Annotated in this window: 12 protein-coding genes; all 12 read left to right on the top strand. The window is 46.1% G+C overall.

Annotated features, from left to right (window positions below; all coding sequences use genetic code 11):
• The first annotated feature begins 108 nt into the window (after positions 1–108).
• The 12 genes from J7I42_RS00575 to J7I42_RS00520 all read left to right on the top strand — a co-directional run bounded on the left by J7I42_RS00575 (position 109) and on the right by J7I42_RS00520 (position 18703).
• On the top strand, positions 109–1344 hold the full coding sequence (locus J7I42_RS00575) for an AGE family epimerase/isomerase (protein ID WP_209136818.1): 1236 nt from the start codon (positions 109–111) through the stop codon (positions 1342–1344).
• Between the two features lie 290 nt (positions 1345–1634).
• Complete coding sequence (locus J7I42_RS00570; RefSeq protein WP_209136817.1) at positions 1635–3485, top strand: FAD-dependent oxidoreductase; 1851 nt, start codon at positions 1635–1637, stop codon at positions 3483–3485.
• 45 nt (positions 3486–3530) lie between these two features.
• Positions 3531–6728, top strand: coding sequence for a SusC/RagA family TonB-linked outer membrane protein (locus J7I42_RS00565; RefSeq protein ID WP_209136816.1), 3198 nt, complete (start codon positions 3531–3533; stop codon positions 6726–6728).
• 19 nt (positions 6729–6747) lie between these two features.
• Complete coding sequence (locus J7I42_RS00560; RefSeq protein WP_209136815.1) at positions 6748–8454, top strand: RagB/SusD family nutrient uptake outer membrane protein; 1707 nt, start codon at positions 6748–6750, stop codon at positions 8452–8454.
• Positions 8455–8543: 89 nt separating this feature from the next.
• The gene (locus tag J7I42_RS00555; RefSeq protein WP_209136814.1) at positions 8544–10226 is read left to right on the top strand and encodes a DUF5018 domain-containing protein; all 1683 of its coding nucleotides are present in this window, start codon (positions 8544–8546) and stop codon (positions 10224–10226) included.
• A gap of 17 nt (positions 10227–10243) precedes the next feature.
• Positions 10244–11653 carry an alpha amylase family protein gene (locus J7I42_RS00550; protein ID WP_209136813.1) on the top strand — a complete coding sequence of 470 codons (1410 nt, stop codon included), beginning with the start codon at positions 10244–10246 and terminating at the stop codon, positions 11651–11653.
• A 305-nt stretch (positions 11654–11958) separates the two neighbouring features.
• Positions 11959–13356 (top strand): DUF5009 domain-containing protein, encoded by a 1398-nt coding sequence (locus J7I42_RS00545; protein WP_209136812.1) that lies wholly within the window; start codon positions 11959–11961, stop codon positions 13354–13356.
• A gap of 108 nt (positions 13357–13464) precedes the next feature.
• Positions 13465–15327, top strand: coding sequence for a sodium:solute symporter family protein (locus J7I42_RS00540; RefSeq protein ID WP_209136811.1), 1863 nt, complete (start codon positions 13465–13467; stop codon positions 15325–15327).
• Positions 15324–16004, top strand: coding sequence for a GDSL-type esterase/lipase family protein (locus J7I42_RS00535; protein WP_209136810.1), 681 nt, complete (start codon positions 15324–15326; stop codon positions 16002–16004). Before J7I42_RS00540 ends, J7I42_RS00535 begins: the two co-directional genes overlap by 4 nt.
• A gap of 302 nt (positions 16005–16306) precedes the next feature.
• Entirely contained in the window at positions 16307–16873 is a 567-nt protein-coding gene (locus J7I42_RS00530) for a GDSL-type esterase/lipase family protein (RefSeq protein ID WP_209136809.1), read from the top strand.
• A gap of 1 nt (position 16874) precedes the next feature.
• Positions 16875–17759 carry an alpha/beta hydrolase gene (locus J7I42_RS00525; RefSeq protein ID WP_209136808.1) on the top strand — a complete coding sequence of 295 codons (885 nt, stop codon included), beginning with the start codon at positions 16875–16877 and terminating at the stop codon, positions 17757–17759.
• An 8-nt stretch (positions 17760–17767) separates the two neighbouring features.
• The gene (locus J7I42_RS00520) at positions 17768–18703 is read left to right on the top strand and encodes a DUF4434 domain-containing protein (protein WP_209136807.1); all 936 of its coding nucleotides are present in this window, start codon (positions 17768–17770) and stop codon (positions 18701–18703) included.
• The last annotated feature ends 78 nt before the right edge of the window (positions 18704–18781 follow it).

Below are 18781 nucleotides of genomic sequence, written 5' to 3'. Positions count from 1 at the left end.
TTATACCCTTCCTTTAAATAAAATATTTTAGTAACTATATTCTATTTAATAAATTTAATTATAAATTTACTCGGCAAAGATAAAATAAATTAAAATAACACCGAAACTATGACTGCTGACGAAAGGAATGTAGGCTTTGCAGTGGAGACTATGACCAACAGCGAAGGTACCCCGGCTTCCTATGCTGCCCTTTATCGCCACGAACTGCTTGATAGTGTGCTGCCATTCTGGCTCAAATACAGTAAGGACGAACAACATGGCGGCTATTTTACCTGCCTTGGCCGTGATGGAAAAGTTTACGATACTGATAAATTCATGTGGTTACAGGGACGTGAGGTCTGGTGTTTCAGCTACATGTATAATAATGTAGAAAAAAATGAGACCTGGCTGAACATGGCCCTCCATGGCGCCCGGTTTATGGAAAAGCATGGCCGTGATGCCGAAGGCAACTGGTACTTTTCCTCAACAGCAGAGGGCAAACCCCTCGTTCAACCGTATAACATCTTCAGCGATTGCTTTGCGGCCATGGCCTTTGCCTCGCTCGATAAAGCAACACCTTCCGATAGATATAAAGAAATAGCAGTCACAACGTTTGAAAATATAATTCGCCGCCAGCATAACTGGAAAGGGATCTACAACAAAGCTTATCCCGGTACCCGTACCCTTAAGAGCTTTAGTTTACCTATGATCCTTTGCAATTTGTCATTAGAGCTGGAACATATTATTGGTACCGAACGGGTGAATGAGCTGGCGCCCATCGTTATCAGGGAAGTGATGGATGTGTTTTATAAACCTGAACATGGTTTGATCCTGGAGAACGTACATCCCGACGGAAAATTCAGTAACAGTTTTGAAGGTCGCCTCATTAACCCCGGACACACCATTGAAGCCATGTGGTTTATTATGGACCTGGGCAAACGCATGAACGATCAGCTGTTGATAAGAAAAGCCTGCGACATCATGCTGCACACGCTTGATTATGGCTGGGATAAAAAATATGGCGGCATCCTGTATTTTATGGATGTACTGGGTATGCCTCCGCAACAACTGGAGTGGGACCAAAAACTCTGGTGGGTACATGCCGAAGCGCTGGTAGCCCTTGCCAAAGGATATGCATTGACCGGCGATGAAAGATGCTGGAAGTGGTTTAAAAAAGTACATGATTATACCTGGGCGCATTTTCGGGATGAGCAATATGGCGAATGGTTTGGTTACCTCAACCGCCAGGGCGAAGTATTGTTGAATCAGAAGGGCGGCAAGTGGAAGGGTTGTTTTCATATCCCCAGAGCGTTGTACCAGGTGTGGAAGGTATTGGAAGGAGTTGATATAGGAAGTAAGAAGTAGGAAGTAGGAGGTAGGAAGTTGATAAGTTGAAAGAAGCGTGACGAGTTGAAGTGAGTCTAGCTATTAGTCGGAGATTGCCGATTGCCGATAATAATCGGAATTCTGCAATAAGGACTTTCACGTTTACGGTTTCCCGTTTCCCGACTCGGGCCTGAGCGAAGCGAAGGACCGATCTGCCGATTGCTCTCGGCTAAGCCGAGACCGATTCACGATACACGATTGCTTGCTGCATAGGACTTGCAGCATCATTAACCATTGACCCATTCACGAAAACCAGAATGAACGCTGCAATGAAACACATACAACTGCTGATATTACTGCTTAACGGCCTGTTGGTGACAGCACAACAATCTGTTTACAAAACAGACGTACTGATCATCGGCGGCGGGGCCAGTGGCACTATGGCTGGCATCCAGTCTGCCCGGATGGGTGTAAATACTTTGATCGTAGAGGAAACCAACTGGCTGGGTGGGATGTTAACGGCTGCCGGGGTGTCGGCCATCGACGGCAATCATCGCCTGCCCGCAGGTTTATGGGGTGAATTCAGAAAACAGTTGTATGACTATTATGGCGGCGCCGATTCAGTAGAAACCGGTTGGGTGAGCAATACGTTGTTTGAACCACATACCGGCAATGAGTTGCTGCAAAAAATGACTGCCGCTGAAAAGTCATTACAGGTATGGTTCAATACAAAATGGCTTTCGGTAAAACGGGACCAGCAACAATGGACCGTTACCATTCTCCAGGGAAAGAAACAACGCACTATTATCGCCAGCATATTGATCGATGCTACCGAACTGGGCGATGTGGCAGCAGCAGCGGGGGCCGGTTATCGCATTGGCATGGATAGCAGGCATGATACTGGAGAAGAGCAAGCGCCGGAGCAGGCTAATAATATTATCCAGGACCTGACATACGTAGCCGTATTAAAGGATTATGGACCGCAGGCCGATAAAACTATTCCCAAACCAGCCGGTTACGATGCCCATGTTTTCGGGTGCAGCTGTGATGTAAGCGATCCCGCTTCATTCGATAGCCCAAAGAACAACTGTTTTCGCATGATGCAGTATGGCCGGCTGCCGCACAACAAATACATGATCAACTGGCCAAAATGCGGCAATGATCTTTACCTCAATCTTATTGAGAGAACACCGGCAGAAAGAGAGCAGGCCCTTAAAGAAGCCAAACTGCATACCCTGCGTTTTGTATATTATCTGCAAACGGTATTGGGTTATAAAAACCTGGGACTGGCCGATGATGAATTTACCACGGCCGACAAACTGCCCATGATCCCATATCACCGGGAATCGCGCCGGGTAAAAGGCCTGGTCACATTCACCCTGCCCCATGTGGCTACGCCTTATGAAACAGCGCTGCCCCTGTACCGTACAGGCATTGCAGTGGGCGATTACACCATAGACCATCATCATCTTAAAAATACATCGGCGCCTACTATAGATTTTGTAAAGATCAAAGTGCCATCGTACAACGTGCCTATGGGGAGCCTTATACCGCAGGGGGTAGATGGATTGATAGTGGCGGAGAAAAGCATCAGCGTAAGCAATATCGTAAATGGGGCCACACGGTTACAACCCGTGGTAATGCAGCTGGGACAGGCCGCAGGATGTATGGCCGCGCTGTGTGTGCAGCAAAAAATACAACCTGCGCAATTATCAGTACGCGCGGTACAGGAACAATTACTAAAAGCCAATGGGTACATCATGCCATTTATAGATGTACCGGTTACTGATAACCATTTTACCATCCTACAAAAAATTGGCGCCACAGGAATTTTGAAAGGGACCGGTGTGCCGTATATGTGGGCCAATCAAACCTGGTTCTATCCCGAACAACCCATGCCGGCCTATGAGCTGGTGCAGGGACTGCGGTTGTATTATCCAACATTGAAAACTTACTGGGCTGCGTCCGGCGCCATGTGCACGGTGACGGATTTTATAAATATTATAAAGCAGACCGGTATTGTTATATCAGAGCAACAGGTTGTTACTGATCTGCAAAGCGCCGGCGTACAATACGCCGGTGCGGCAGGTCAATTAAGCCGGCGGGCCATTGCCATACTATTAGACCAATACCTTCATCCTTTTGAAAAAACGATTTCTATTTCAGGCATTCTGAAGTAGGCCATAAAAAATTTTGTAACCTCCACTTTTAACCAAAGTAACTGTATGAGACAATTGCGGCATCATTTGTTAGCAGTACGCGCACTATGTTTTAGTGTCATCTTTCTTCTTTGCCATCTCATTTCATTCGGCCAGTCACCAACGGTTTCGGGTATTGTTACCACTACTGATGGATCGCCGCTCGAAGGCGTTTCGGTTGTGGTAAAAGGAACCAACCAGGGAACTGCTACTGACGCCAATGGAAAGTTCACCTTACACATTTCTGGCGACAAAGCAACCCTTATTATTTCCCGTACCGGTTATGCCGAACAAATGCTGGTAGCTAAAGCCGGCACCCAGGTGGTGGCAAAACTGGCCAACAGTATCAGCGATATGGACCAGGTATTGGTGGTGGCATATGGGCGTCAAAAGAAAGGAAGTGTAGTAGGTTCTGTTGCGCAGATCAGCGGTGAAGAACTGAAGAAAGCCCCAACCATGAACCTGACCAATATGTTGGCCGGCCGGATCCCGGGTTTGGTAGCCCTGCAACAAAGCGGCCGCCCCGGTAATGACGACGCCGCCCTGCGTGTTCGTGGTATTAGCAGCTATGCTGGCGGCGCCGGGCCATTGATCATCATCGATAACGTGCAACGCCCTTCCTTCAGCAATCTCGATCCTAGTGAGATAGAAAGCGTGACCGTTTTGAAAGATGCCGTATCCACTGCCGTATATGGTTTACAGGCTGCCAATGGTATTATTCTCATTACTACCAAAAGAGGTAAAAATCAAAAGCTGGCCATCAGTTATGATGGCGCCTTTACTTCAAACAGCAATACCCGTTTCCCTAAATTCCTGAACGGACCAGACTATATGGAATGGTACAACAAGGGAATTGAAATGGATAATGATTATAACATGCACACCGGTGTAAATCCGGTAGCGCCTGTTTATACACAGGAACAAATTGATGCGGTTCGCAATGGTACCAATACCAATCCCCTGTTGGGTAATACCGACTGGGTGGGGATGCTGGCTGGTAATAATGCCACCTCACAACAACACAGTATTACCCTGCGTGGTGGAACCGACAGGTTGAAATATTTTTCAAGCCTGAGCTATTTCGATCAGCAAGGGGTGGTGAAAAATACAAACTACCGTCGCTACAATGCCCGCACCAATATAGACGGGCAATTGAACGATATCTTTTCTATGTCGCTCGACCTGGCTGTTCGCCAGCAATTGGGCAACACACCGGGAATTGCCCCGGATAATGATGCTTATATGAACCCCTTTTATCAGGCGGTTCGGATGACGCCTAACATGCCCATGTATGCGCCAAACGGTTTGCCGGTTGCACACAATGCCGGTTCCGGTTGGGTGAACCCGATTGCGGCAGTTGAAAAAACAGGGTACCAACAAAGGCAGGATAACGTTTTTCAGGGATCTATGACCTTAAATGCAAAAGTACCCTGGGTAAAAGGGCTCGAAGGAAAGTTACTGGTTGCTTATGACCGGAACATTACTGAAAATAAAAACTGGTTGACACCCTATCCATTAATGGGGCGCAACCGCGATCAGGTAACAGGAGATTATGTACCTGTTGCCAATCCCCCCGGGATCTCAAAAACCACGCTCCGGCAGATATACAGCCAGTACAACCGGAAAACATTCCAACCAAGCATTTCATACAACCAAACATTCGGGGATCACGCAGTGACCGCATTGGCATTGTATGAGTGGTCGGGCTATCAGTCCAACAATTTTTCAGCCGGCAACAGCAATTTCGCCATTACAGATCTTCAGTCTATCAGTTACGGCAGTACAGACAAGAATGACTGGCTTGCACCTACAGGGGGCGATTCTGTAGACAGAAGAGCCGGTACGGTAGTCCGGTTGAACTATGCTTTTAAAGATAAGTATCTGGTGGAAGTGGCCAACCGATGGGATGCCTCGGTAAGGTTTGCACCAAAGAACCGCTGGAAATCATTCCCTGGTGTTGGTTTGGGTTGGGTGGTAAGTAAAGAAGGGTTTTTCGACAACCTGAGCAAAACCGTGAGCTTTTTAAAATTGAAAGCCTCCTATGGTAAAATGGGGTCTGAAACTTATGTACCACCCTTCGCTTATATACAAACCTACGGTTTGACCACAGATCCGGTAGCCGTGTTTGGTGGTACTTCTACAGCCGGATTGTACTCCATGTCCTATCCTAACCCCGATCTGCATTGGGAAGTATCGAGCATGTTGAATGGGGGTTTTGAATCGGTTTTCCTGAATGGATTACTGGGTGTTGATTTTGAAGTGTTCTATAAAAGAACAGACGATATCCTCGATGCAGTGACCGCATTATATCCGTTGTCATTGGGTGGCTACTATCCTTCCCGGGTAAACTATGGAAAAGTGGACAACCGCGGTTTCGACCTGCAGATCCGTCATAATAATCATATTGGTGAATTGCAATACGGTGTTACCGGTAACCTGAACTGGGCGAAGAACAAGATCATTCGTAGAAATGAATCGGCCGGTTTGCCTGCCTGGCAACGTACAGTGGGACATAGTGTAGGTGAGAAAATGGGTTTTGTGGTAGAAGGCATGTACCAGGATTGGAAAGAGGCTGCGAACGGTATTTCACCCAGTGGTGGTGTGGTGGCACCTGGTTACTTCAAGTATAAAGACCTGAATGGTGATGGACGTTTAACCCGTACCGATGATATGACGTTTATTGGCCGCAGCAATACACCTCAGCTTGGGTTTGGGTTGAATATTGATCTTAAATACAAAGGCTTCGACTTTTCTGCGTTGCTCCAGGGTGCGGCATTGTGTGATGTAAGTTTGGCCGGTACTTATGAAGGAAGCAGCAATGTAAGCGGTATCGATGACAACACCCCCTTTACAAAAACTTTCTACAACTTTGGTAACTCACCTTATTACCTGGTAGAAGGCTCATGGACGCCCGACAATCCGAATGCGGCCTTCCCACGGTTAAGCTCCTATAAAGCTACCTTAAGTGCGCATAATGCAAATGCCAACTCTGGCTGGATCCGTGATGGATCATATGTTCGGTTGAAATCAGCTCAATTGGGTTATACGCTTCCCGTAAAATGGTTGAATGCAGCAAAGATCAAACAGGTACGGTTTTATGTATCAGGCTTCAACCTGTTCACCTGGGATAAGCTGAAATACCTCGATCCTGAAATGCCCAACGTAAACAATGGTTTCTATCCGCAACAACGTATGATCTCTGGCGGTGTAAACATCACTCTCTAATCAAAAATTGAAGAAGGCTATGAGCAAAATAATATCAATCATAAAAAATACGGTGCTGGCAGCAGGTGTGGTAATGTTGGTGGAGGGTTGTGAAGTGGATATTATGCCGACCAGCAGATATTCTGAAGAGTCAACCTGGAGCAACCCTGCTAATATAGAACTGTACATTGCAGAAAATTACAACGAATTCCAGCGGTTTAAGTTCGGTACTTTCCCCATAGGGTACGACAATGCCACCGATGCATTGACCGATATAATGAAGTATACTTCCACCGTATCAGGAAATGGAACGGTTAACATCCTGGCTACCGATGCTTCGCGCGTGAATGCGGCGGGGCCCCAATTGAATTACTGGCAAAACGCTTACGCACGCATCCGCCGCCTGAATGAATTCATTGATGGTATAAATAAGTATGGAAAGATTGACGACGCTGCTAAAAAGCAGTATGAAGGCGAAGCGCGCTTTATAAGGGGGTATGTATATTTCTGGCTGGTGAAGTTGCATGGCAGTGTGATCCTGTTCGATAATATAAACCAATATGGCGATAAAGCCCATGAGCGTTCTTCAGAGGAAGATTGCTGGAAATTCATAGCGGCTGATTTTCAGTTTGCGGCTGACAACCTGCCCGCACAATGGCCTACAACGAAGACTGGCCGTGCCACAAAAGGCGCTGCCTTCGGTATGCTAGCCCGTACCTGGTTATATGCTGCTTCCATTGCGGAATATGATAAAAAGCAATTCAATGCCGATGAGCTGACCGGCGTGTCGGCCGCCAATGCACAAACCTATTATCAGAATGCAGCAACAGCAGCCCAGGCTGTAATAGACATGGCCAGCCAGGGGTATTATGCGCTGGAAAGCAATTTTGCAAGCACTTTTTATAATAAGAATACAAAAGAAGCCCTGTTCAAAATTGACTTTGTATCACCTCAACTGAAACATACTTACGACCAGGGATTTGCACCACCGAATGACGCACCCGGCCAATGTTTGGTATACGGCGTGCCCACCGCACAATTAGTTGATGAATTTGAAATGAAGGACGGAACAAAATTTCTCTGGAGCAATTCCACGCAGGCAGCCAATCCCTATGCCAACCGCGAATCCCGTTTCTACGCCTCCATTTTATATAATAATGCAATGTGGAAAGGTCGGGCGTTGAATACCACTGCCGCCAACACGCAGGAAGGCTTTGCTGAATACGGCGTTTCCACCGAGCCCCGCAGAACGGTAACCGGTTACTATGCGAAGAAGATGCTCGATTCAACAAATACCACCTTTATTGTCAATGGGAGTACTCAACAGTGGATAGAAATGCGTTATGCGGAAGTACTGCTGATCCATGCCGAGGCAATGACCAAACTGAATAATATCAGCGCTGCCCAGCAATCGTTGAACAAAGTGCGCAATCGTGCCGGCCTGCCTAATACCAACGCCTCTACAACCGAGCAAATGATGGAAGCTGTAGAACATGAACGCAAAGTAGAGCTGGCATTTGAAGGGCACCGGTACTGGGACCTGAGAAGATGGCGTAAAGCGCATACCCTTTTAAATGGGGTACGTTTTTCCGGCCACCGCATTACACCCGCTGGTGCAGGATACAATTATGAAGTAGTAAACTGCGATAATGCCAACAGACAGTTTACACCGGCCCTGTATTATATTCCCATACCTACTACTGAATTACAAAACAACCAGGGATTAACGCAGATCAAGGGATGGTAGAGTCAATAGGCAATGGGCAATAGGCAATGGGCAATAATCAAACTAACCATTATCCATTGCCATATCACAAAGAAAATAAATTATCAGAAATGAAAAATTTACTCAACTATATATTGATTACTGCAACAGCTGCTGCTGTTGCTTCCTCCTGCCGCAAAGTAGACGCTGTTCCCCGTTCGAACGGAAACGCCATCAGTGATATGTTTGTAACGCTGGAGGGATATGGTAAAGATCGTTTGTTTGAACCCCGGTTCAGTAATGATACCATTTACTTTGATGTTCCATTTTTTTATACGGAAGATTCAGAGAATGCCACCGATATTAAAAGGTTGATCGTACGGGCCACCATCCCTACCGACGCTCAATTATCACCATCGATAGGGGAGCCAATGGACCTGACCAATCCGGTGAAATTACAGGTTACATCAGGCGAAGGTGCTGTGAGCTCTTATGTGCTGGCAGCGCGGCAGGTGGCAGATACGAAATTGCGCAAGGCTACGATCACCTTTACTGAAAACGGTGCAAAACAACAAATAGATGCCATCGTGAACAATGCTACCAATGAAGCTATCTTTTATGTAGTGCCCGGAACAAATGTTTCATCGGTATCAATTGCAACCACCATGAGCCCGCACTCAAAAGGTTCTATAGCCGATGGCACCGTTCTTAATTTAACGCAACCTGTCCCTTTTACCGTGACGGGTGTTGACGGTTCTTCCAGGACTTATACGCTGAAAGCAGTTGAACCGGTTAAATTGAATTATGGGGTTGGTATTAGCCGCATGTTATGGCGTAAAAGTGCAGCAGAGCTTACCGGTTTCGCCACCAATGATGTGAACCGTGCCATGGCCATAAGCGGTAATTACCTGGCAGTGGTAGTAAGCAATACACCTTCTACCTATAAGATCTACAACCGTAAAACCGGTGATTATGTTCAGGACATGACGGTGCCACCGGGAAGCCTTCGCAGCTTTGCCATTGCCAATGATACGGCCGGCCACATTCTGGTTTCCTCTTATGCCGCTAAAAACGGAGTATTCTATATATACCAATATAACAACGCTTTTGATGCCGCCCCGGTAAAACTAATACAATGGACGAATAACAACCCCGCTTCTATTGCAGGCGATGGTGGCGTGGGCAGAAGAGTGAATGTTTATGGCGATGTTACCAAGAATGCGGTGATTGCTGCCACTGCGGGTGTATCAAACGTGGTATATACCTGGAAAATCTCGAATGGAGTGCTTGTAAGCAATACTCCTACTGTACAAATTTACTCATCCATGACAGGTACCTGGTCGTTCTATGCTGAAGCACAACCAACAGGCACCACCGGCAACCCGGATTATTTTATTAACTATCCCGCTGAAATAGCCCTGGTGAATGGAAGCAGCAACAGCCGGTCTGTGGCCTTTACAACGGAGGCCTCGGTAGTTGGTACGCTGCACCTGGCCATGGATTACTTTCCTTTCAACAATGCCAACTTCCTGGCAGTGTCAACATTCAAGAATGTTAACAGTACAAAGGCTGGTTTAAGCTTGTTTGATGTAACAAAGGCTTCCAATATAGGGCTTACTTCCAATGCGGCCGGTTTCAACAGTTTCCGCGTGTTTGCTTCTGATGATGCGAATGATCTTACCGCTGCATCAAATGGGAATGGCGTAGCCGATGTATGCTGGGTATACAACGACGATCGGGAAAGGGTATGTGTGTATATGATGCTTACCAATGGTGGTATTGTAGGCTACGAATTCACCAAATATGCTCCTTAATCCTAAAAAACATTTACATGAAACGAATTACTCCTATAGTTCCCATAGCAGCAGTCTTGTTGTTGCTCCTGGTGGTGTCTTGTAAAAAAAGCGGGTCGTCTGACGGTGATGCTGGTGGTGGCACCGAAAACTCCAATGCCGATACCGTTCGCAGACGTAATGTGCTGGCGTGGGTCGATTGTCGTTCGAATGTATATGGAACAACAGGCCGTTTTAATGATACGGCCCAGATCAGGAAAACACTCGATACCTTAAAGAATATAGGTGTTACCGGTTTGGTTATGGATGTAAAAGGCAGCGCGGGATACACTATGTATCCCAGCGCTTATGCCACTCAGTATACTTCCATAGGCGGAAAAAGCTTTACCCCCAACGTAGATTACGTGGCTTTTATGGTTGAAGAAGCACATAAACGCAACATGAAGATCTATGCCTCTACCGTAACCTTTGTAGAAGGCGATGCCAGCCGCGGTATGGGCAAGCTGTATGATGACCCGGCCTTCAAAAGCAGTTATGAATCTATTGTCTGCGATGTAAATGGGAACCGGGTACCTATTACCAGCACCGGTCGTAATGGATTTGTAAATCCTTCCCAGCCCGCCGTACAGGAGCGTGCATTGAATATTATCAAGGAGATCGTGACAAAATATGGTGTAGATGGAATGATCCTCGATTATGCCCGCTATGCAGATATCTATGCGGATTATTCCGACTATAGCAAAGCACAGTTCATCAAATTCCTGCAGGATAAATTCCAGGACAATACAGCGGCATCGATGAACTTTCCCAAGGACATTGTAAGCAGCTGGAAAGAAAGTGCCGGCGCCATATTACCCAATACCACCGGCAAGTATTTTAATAAATGGTTGCTGTATCGCTCGGGTGTTATTTACGATTTCTTTAAAAAAGCGCGTGCAGCGGTAAAAGCGATAAAGCCTGCAGTTGATTTTGGCGTATATGTAGGCGCCTGGTATGGCACTTACTATCAGGTAGGCGTTAACTGGGCCAGCCAGGATTATGATCCGTTCAGTGATCAGTCTATACGTTTCGATTGGGCTTATCCAGGTTACAATGAAACTGGTTATGCCGAACAGCTCGATATCCTGATGACTGGTAATTACTATACACAGGTATTGTTGTCTGAAAACAGTGCTACTGCCAACCTGAAATACCACTGGTGGAGCATTGAAGGGTCAATAAACGGCATCAAGTACATCACCAAAAACAAGGTGCCGCATTATGGCAGTGTGGATATGGGTAACCTGAGCTGGTCGAGCAAAGCGGAATTAACCCGGGCAATCAAATATATTATTGACAATACAACTGGCGGGGTAATGCTGTTTGATATTGTGCATATGTATGCGCCGGAAACGAATCAGTTGAAGCAGCCTTTGTGGGATGCGGTGGCTGCGGGATTGAAGAAGTAGATGGGGAGTTAACACGTTAACACGTTGACACGTTAACACGTTGACACGTTGACACGTTGACACGTTGGTAAAGAGGAATGTTGACCAGTTAACCAGTTGATCAGTTGATGAGGAAGAAGGAAGTTAATTAAGTTGACAAATACGTTAGTAAGTTAATGGATAACCTCCCTCCTGCCGGGGATAGGGAGGGGGCCGCGTGGAGATCCGAAGGCGAATGATTCGAATTAGCATGATGAGTCGAAGAGAATTTAGCTATTAGTCGGAGTTTGCCGTTTGCCGATTCACGATTGCCGAAAATTACACCAATGAACCGCAATAAAAGTTTAGATGCATTACGGGGCTTCGCCATTCTGGCGATGGTATTATCTAGCAGCATTGCCTTTGGCATTTTGCCTGCCTGGATGTACCATGCGCAAACACCGCCGCCTGCACATGTATTTAATCCGGAATTGCCAGGCATTACCTGGGTAGACCTGGTATTCCCGTTTTTTCTGTTCAGTATGGGCGCAGCCATTCCGCTGGCCCTTCATAAAAAAGTAAAAGAAGGAAGCGGCGCAGGCGTGGTGATATATACTGCACTCCGGCGTTGTGCAGGCCTGGTATTCTTTGCCCTGTTCACCTTACACGCCCGCAGTACTACCATGACTGCTGAGCCAATGACAGGGTATTATGTGTTGTCGATGGTGTCATTTGTGTTGTTGTTCTTTCAGTGGTACAGTCCGGCCAAAACCCAACACAAGACCCTGTGGCTGATCATAAAAGCGCTGGCCTTTACAGCTGCTGGTTGTATGTTGTTCGTGCTGCCTTTTAAAGACGGGAAGGGATTTTCGCTTTACCGGAGTGATATCATCATTATTGTATTGGCAAACATGGCCCTGTTCGGTACCATCATCTGGTGGTTTACGCAGAACAGGCCGGGATGGCGGCTGGTTATCCTTCCTTTTGTAATGGCGGTAATGCTGGGAGCAAAGACCCCGGGAAGTTGGAATGAAATGGTTTTTCAATGGTCGCCGGCCAGCTGGATGTATAAGTTCTATTACCTGAAATATTTGTTCATTATTATACCCGGTACCCTGGCCGGTGACTGGCTGTTGGCGGAAGGTGCCAGTAATAAAGCAGGGGCATCGGTATTGCCATCGCGAACAGTAAAAATAATTGCGGCGATATCGGTAATTATTATAGTGGCGAATGTTATATTGCTGTTTGGCCGGCATACGACCATCAACTTATTATTGACTGTTTGTTGTTGCACCGCCTGCTATTTTATCCTGCATCAAATACACTATGAACAGCCTTCCCTGATACAAAGGTTCTTTACAGCAGGTTGCTGCCTGTTATTGCTCGGACTTTTTTTTGAAGCCTGGGAAGGCGGTATAAAAAAAGATCCCTCCACATACAGTTATTATTTTGTTACTGCGGGATTAGCCTTTTTTATGTTATTGGCTTTTGAAGGGCTACAATTGACGAATACAGGTAAGCGAATAATAGATTATTTCAGTTATAATGGCAGAAATCCCATGGTAGCCTATGTGGCCGGTAACTTATTGTTGTTGCCGTTGCTGCACCTGAGTGGCGGGTACGCCCTGTATACAGGAATGCAACAGAATATAGTGGGTGGGGTTTTGAGTGGATTGTTATTTACAGGTATTGTTTCAATAATTACGGTGTTATTCACCAAAAAAGGTTGGCAATGGAAAACATAGTTGAGTACGCATAAAAATCCAGTATCCAATCCTGAGAAAACCGGTTGTCACTTCGGGGGGAGATCAGCCGGTAAATTTTAAACTAATTGGCATCTTAATACAAGAAGCATGAATTTATCGACCCTTGACATTATTATTATCCTCCTGTACCTGCTGGTGATCATTGGCCTGGGATTCTGGATCTCGAAGAAAGCATCAAAGAATATGCAATCGTATTTTTTGGGCGATAACAATATCAAATGGTATTGGCTGGGATTCAGTAACAGCAGTGGCATGTTTGATGTGAGCGGAACTGCTTTTTATGTGGCCTTGTTATTTGTTTATGGGTTCAAAGCCGCGTGGCTGCCCTGGTTATGGCCCATCTGGAACCAGATCTTTGTGATGGTGTTCCTGGCCATTTGGATCCGGCGAAGCAATGCCCTCACCGGTGCCGACTGGATCATAAAGCGTTTTGGCGATGACCGCAGCGGCCGCCTGGCCCATATGATCGTGGTGATCTTTGCCATCATAAGTGTGATAGGTTTTATTGGATATGTATTTGTTGGGATAGGAAAATTTGCTGCCAATATCTTGCCCTGGGACCTGTCGAATGCAGTACTCACCAACCAGCAAACCTATGCTTTGATCATTGTTATCTTAACTACGTTGTATACCGTAAAAGGAGGCATGTACAGTGTGGTAGCCACTGAAGTATTACAATATGGTATTTTAATAGTAAGCTGTATCCTGGTGGTGATCTTTGCTGTGAAAGGCATTAATTATGATCAGTTGCATCAACACCTGCCCAATGGGTGGGCTTCCTTCTGGCCAGAATGGAAACTGAATGTAAACTGGGGCAGTACCTTTTCAAGCGCCAATGATAAAATAGCGGAAGATGGCTTCAGCTGGTTTGGTGCACTGGTATTGATGATGATAGGTAAGGGCATCTTTGCAAGTTTGGCCGGTCCGGTACCGGGTTTTGATATGCAACGGATCCTCAGTGCCAGAAAACCCTGGGAGGCCGCCAAATTAAGCGGGTTTACCAATCTGGTATTGTACATCCCTTTGTTCATGATGGTCAGCGCGCTCACCATGATTGCGTTCAACTCTTTTATGCCGGTGTTACAGCAGCAGTCAAAACCAGATTTTGAAGTGATCCTGAGCCAGGTTGTAAGCAATTACCTGCCCGCGGGCATTCGTGGAATTGTGCTGGCCGGTTTGCTGGCTTCCTTTATGAGCACCTTTTCTGCATTTGTAAATGCAGCGCCTGCTTACCTGGTAAATGATTTCTATAAAAAATATTTCAAACCCAATGAGTCGCCCCGCCATTATGTGAAGTGCAGTTATCTTACTTCCATAACCATCATCGCCATTGGTTGCTTCTTTGGATTGTTTGCCAACTCGCTTAGTTCACTCACCTTGTGGATCTCTTCGGCCCTGTATGGAGGTTATGCAGCCGCCAATGTATTGAAATGGATCTGGTGGCGTTTCAATGGGTACGGTTATTTTGCGGGAATGGTAGCCGGGTTGTTATCAGCCACCTTTGTCCCGAAATTAATGGTCTGGTTAAGCAATGCCTATTTTACCGATTATAAAGAACTTTTTGGCAGCGGTATCGGTACCCTGATCTCTTTCTTTCTTATTCTGGTACTGTCAATGGCGGCCAGTGTTATCGGCTGTTTGGTAACACCTATGCCCGATAAAAAAGTACTTACACAATTCTATACCAACACAAAACCCTGGGGCTTTTGGCAACCCGTGTTGCAATGGGTAAAACTGACTGAACCTTCCTTTGAGCCTAACCGCCAGTTTAAATGGGATATGCTGAATGTGCTGGTTGGTATTTGCTGGCAAATGAGCATGGTGATAATGCCGGTGTTTTTTGTATTTGGTTTTGTTAGCTATGGCTTTATGGCACTGGGTGTATGGGTAACCTGTATGGTCATTTTAAAATTCACCTGGTACAACAGACTTAAAATTACAGCGGCATGAAACAACAACTGATCTTTATATTATCGATGGTACTGAGTGCCAGCACTGCTGTGGCGCAAACGGAACCTGTTGACAGCAGTTATGCCAATGGTTATTATGTGGAGCGCATGAAGTTCTTCGATCAGCTGCATCCTGCCCCAAAACCGGTGGTGTTCCTGGGGAACAGTATCACGGAAGCGGGGCCCTGGAGTGAAGTATTGCCCGGGGTGAATGTAGTGAACCGCGGCATCAGCGGTGATAACTCCTGGGGAGTATACAACCGGCTGCCCCAGGTAATTGCGTTGAAACCGGTAAAGATCTTCCTGCTAATAGGGGTAAATGATCTGAAGCGCGGAGTGCCGGTTGATTATATAGTTCAAAATTATGACCGCATAGCAGCCATGTTAAAAACGGCATTGCCTAAAACAACGCTGTATTTGCAAAGTGTATTACCAGTGGCAGAGCCCATGCTGGCGAATATTTATGCAAAGATCAGCAACGAAAAGATCAGGCAATTGAACGAAGGGTTGAAACAGGTAGCGAAAAAATATTATTGTCCGTTCATTGACCTGTATCAGGAAGTGTTTGTTGATGAAAAAGGACAGATGCGCACCTCGTATACAACCGATGGGCTGCACTGCAAACCGGCCGGTTATTTAGCGTGGGCGGCGTATCTTAAAAAGAAGAAGTATCTATAAAAGTATAGTTAGTTATGAGAAGATTGTTTTCGTTTTTTTATACCAGTCCTGAGGAGAGTGGAAGGACTTGCCAGCCGACCGGGCATTTCAAAGTCAAAGGTACCAGATATCGGTTACGGGGGTTTTCTCTCTGTCCTCTGCCTTCTGCTTTTAATCGCCGTAGCCTTGGCGTAGGCGATCGTCTGCCTTCGCCCCACCGCCTATTGCCCTTAATTTTTTTAGTACTAAGTCTCCACTCTTTCGCACAAGACCCACCCAAAAAAATAGACAGTAACTACAACAACACCTACTACCAGGGTCGTATGGAGCTATTCAACAGCCTTACTCCTCCTAAGAATGCCATTGTGTTTTTAGGTAATAGTATAACCGAACGAGGCGCCTGGGGTGAGTTGTTACCCGGCCAGCCCATTATGAACCGCGGTATTGGTGGTGATAATACCTTTGGAGTACTGGCGCGGCTGGAAGGCGTAGCGAAAGCGAAGCCTAAAAAACTGTTTTTATTGATCGGTATAAACGACCTTAGTCGTGGTTTGCCAAAAGAAGTGATCATAAATAACTATCATCGTATACTCAGTTATCTCATCAGCCATACCCCCAAAACGAAGATCTACATTCAAAGTGTATTGCCCCTGTATGAACCCTTCACTAAAGAAGCGTACCTGAAAAACAAAAAGGATAGTATCCTGCAGTTGAATGCAGGGATAAAACAGGTGGCAGAACAATATCATATTCCCTATATCAACCTGCATGAGTTATTTGCTGATGTCAATGGTGATCTGAAAAAAGAATTAACGGCCGATGGTATTCACCTGCGTCCGGCAGCCTATGTGATGTGGGTGGAATTTCTGAAAAAGAAAAAGTATTTGTAACATGGTTGTAAGGACACTTTTGAAGACACTGGTTTTATTGTTGGGTGCATTGCCTGTGTTACAGGCACAAAAACCACAACGCATTACCTATGCAGAAAAGGATACCAGCACGTTGTGGTTCGATTGGTATAAGCCGGTCACAAAACCCAATGGGATGTCGGTGCTGTTTGTACATGGTGGCGCATTTACCGGTGGTGATCCGGTAAACCAGCAACCCATGGCAGACGGATTGACCAAACTGGGGTATAATGTATTTGTAATTAAATACAGATTATACCTGAAAGGAAAAAGCTTTGGTTGCGATATGGTGCTACCGGAAAAATTAAAAGCAGTTCAACAGGCGGTGGAAGATGCCCGGGATGCAACCAGCTATGTAATAGCTCATGCCAGTGAGTTACAGGTAGACACGTCAAAACTTTTTATTGCCGGCAGCAGTGCGGGCGCAGAAACGGTGTTGAACCTGGTGTTTAATCCCTTTACGCGTTCACATGATACCGCTTACAATCTGTATAAAACATTCCGGTATGCCGGGTTGCTGTCGTTCTCCGGCGCGGTGCTTGACATAAATACTGTGTACGATCATGCACCCATACCACTGTTTTTGATGCATGGTACAAACGATCAGCTGGTGCCTTATGCAACAGCGGCCCACCGCTTTTGTAAAGCAGTTGACCCGGGTTGGTTGATCCTGTTCGGTGCACGTACCCTGTACGATGACCTGCAAAAAAGGAACTGGCCCGTTGTCCTGTATTCATACCAGGGAGCCGGACATGAAGTGAGTAATTACATGTTCCGGAAGTTTACAGAGATGGACACGTTTATGCAACAGGCCATACAACACAAGATAAAAGCAACGCACTACCAGTTAAAAAAGGAAAATAATTAACCGGCTTTATGAAGATAACAGGCACCTTTTTAGATGAGATCAGTCATGACATTCCCCATCAAAACTGGGGCGCAGCCGAATGGCGGCGTGATTTTGAATACATGAAGGCCATTGGTATTGATACCGTTATTTTAATACGCAGCGGTTACCGCCGGTTCATTACATATCCCAGTGCTTATTTAATAAAAGAACAGGGTTGTTATACCCCACCGGTTGACCTGGTGCAGTTGTTCCTGGAGCTGGCAGATGAGTTGGGAATGAACTTTTATTTTGGGTTGTACGATAGCGGTAAATACTGGGATACCGGTAATATGCAACATGAAATTGACAGCAACCGGTTTGTGATCGATGAAGTTTGGAAACAATATGGCCATTACAAAAGCTTCAAAGGCTGGTACCTGAGCATGGAAATAAGCCGGAAAACAAAAGGGGCCACCGAAGCTTTTAAAACCCTGGGGCTGCAATGCAAACAGGTAAGTAATGGGCTGCCTACCCTTATTTCGCCCTGGATAGATGGTAAAAAAGCCGTGATGGCGGCCTCCTCGTCACTCAGCAAAGAAGACGTGGTTTCTTTAAAGGAACATGAACAGGAGTGGAGCGAGATCTTTGCAGGTATCCAGGGAGCTGTAGACGCGGTGGCCTTCCAGGATGGACATATCGATTACCATGAACTGGATGACTTCTTTGCCATCAATAAAAAAATGGCCGACCGGTTTGGCCTGCAATGCTGGACCAATGCCGAGTCGTTCGACCGGGATATGCCGATAAAATTTCTACCCATCAAATTTGAAAAACTGCGCCTGAAGCTGGAAGCAGCCCGGCGGGCAGGGTATGATAAAGCCATCACATTTGAATTCTCACATTTTATGAGCCCGCAATCAGCTTACCTGCAGGCGGGTCATTTATATAACAGATACCGGGAATACCTCGCCGGTTTAAAATAAGAAGCTTTGTAAGGAGTATGTTTTAGTGTTTTAATTAATAAGGTGGGTCACTCTTGCAGAGTGGCTCACCTTTTTTAA

It is taken from the genome of Niastella soli, from assembly GCF_017742245.1.
Classification (GTDB): domain Bacteria; phylum Bacteroidota; class Bacteroidia; order Chitinophagales; family Chitinophagaceae; genus Niastella; species Niastella soli.
This window is presented reverse-complemented; position numbering and strand designations above follow the sequence as displayed.

Coding starts and splice junctions, on each gene's coding strand:
- J7I42_RS00540 (WP_209136811.1), top strand. CDS start 13,465: ATGAATTTATCGACCCTTGACATTATTATTATCCTCCTGTACCTGCTG.
- J7I42_RS00565 (WP_209136816.1), top strand. CDS start 3,531: ATGAGACAATTGCGGCATCATTTGTTAGCAGTACGCGCACTATGTTTT.
- J7I42_RS00545 (WP_209136812.1), top strand. CDS start 11,959: ATGAACCGCAATAAAAGTTTAGATGCATTACGGGGCTTCGCCATTCTG.
- J7I42_RS00555 (WP_209136814.1), top strand. CDS start 8,544: ATGAAAAATTTACTCAACTATATATTGATTACTGCAACAGCTGCTGCT.
- J7I42_RS00575 (WP_209136818.1), top strand. CDS start 109: ATGACTGCTGACGAAAGGAATGTAGGCTTTGCAGTGGAGACTATGACC.
- J7I42_RS00525 (WP_209136808.1), top strand. CDS start 16,875: ATGGTTGTAAGGACACTTTTGAAGACACTGGTTTTATTGTTGGGTGCA.
- J7I42_RS00560 (WP_209136815.1), top strand. CDS start 6,748: ATGAGCAAAATAATATCAATCATAAAAAATACGGTGCTGGCAGCAGGT.
- J7I42_RS00550 (WP_209136813.1), top strand. CDS start 10,244: ATGAAACGAATTACTCCTATAGTTCCCATAGCAGCAGTCTTGTTGTTG.
- J7I42_RS00520 (WP_209136807.1), top strand. CDS start 17,768: ATGAAGATAACAGGCACCTTTTTAGATGAGATCAGTCATGACATTCCC.
- J7I42_RS00570 (WP_209136817.1), top strand. CDS start 1,635: ATGAAACACATACAACTGCTGATATTACTGCTTAACGGCCTGTTGGTG.
- J7I42_RS00535 (WP_209136810.1), top strand. CDS start 15,324: ATGAAACAACAACTGATCTTTATATTATCGATGGTACTGAGTGCCAGC.
- J7I42_RS00530 (WP_209136809.1), top strand. CDS start 16,307: ATGGAGCTATTCAACAGCCTTACTCCTCCTAAGAATGCCATTGTGTTT.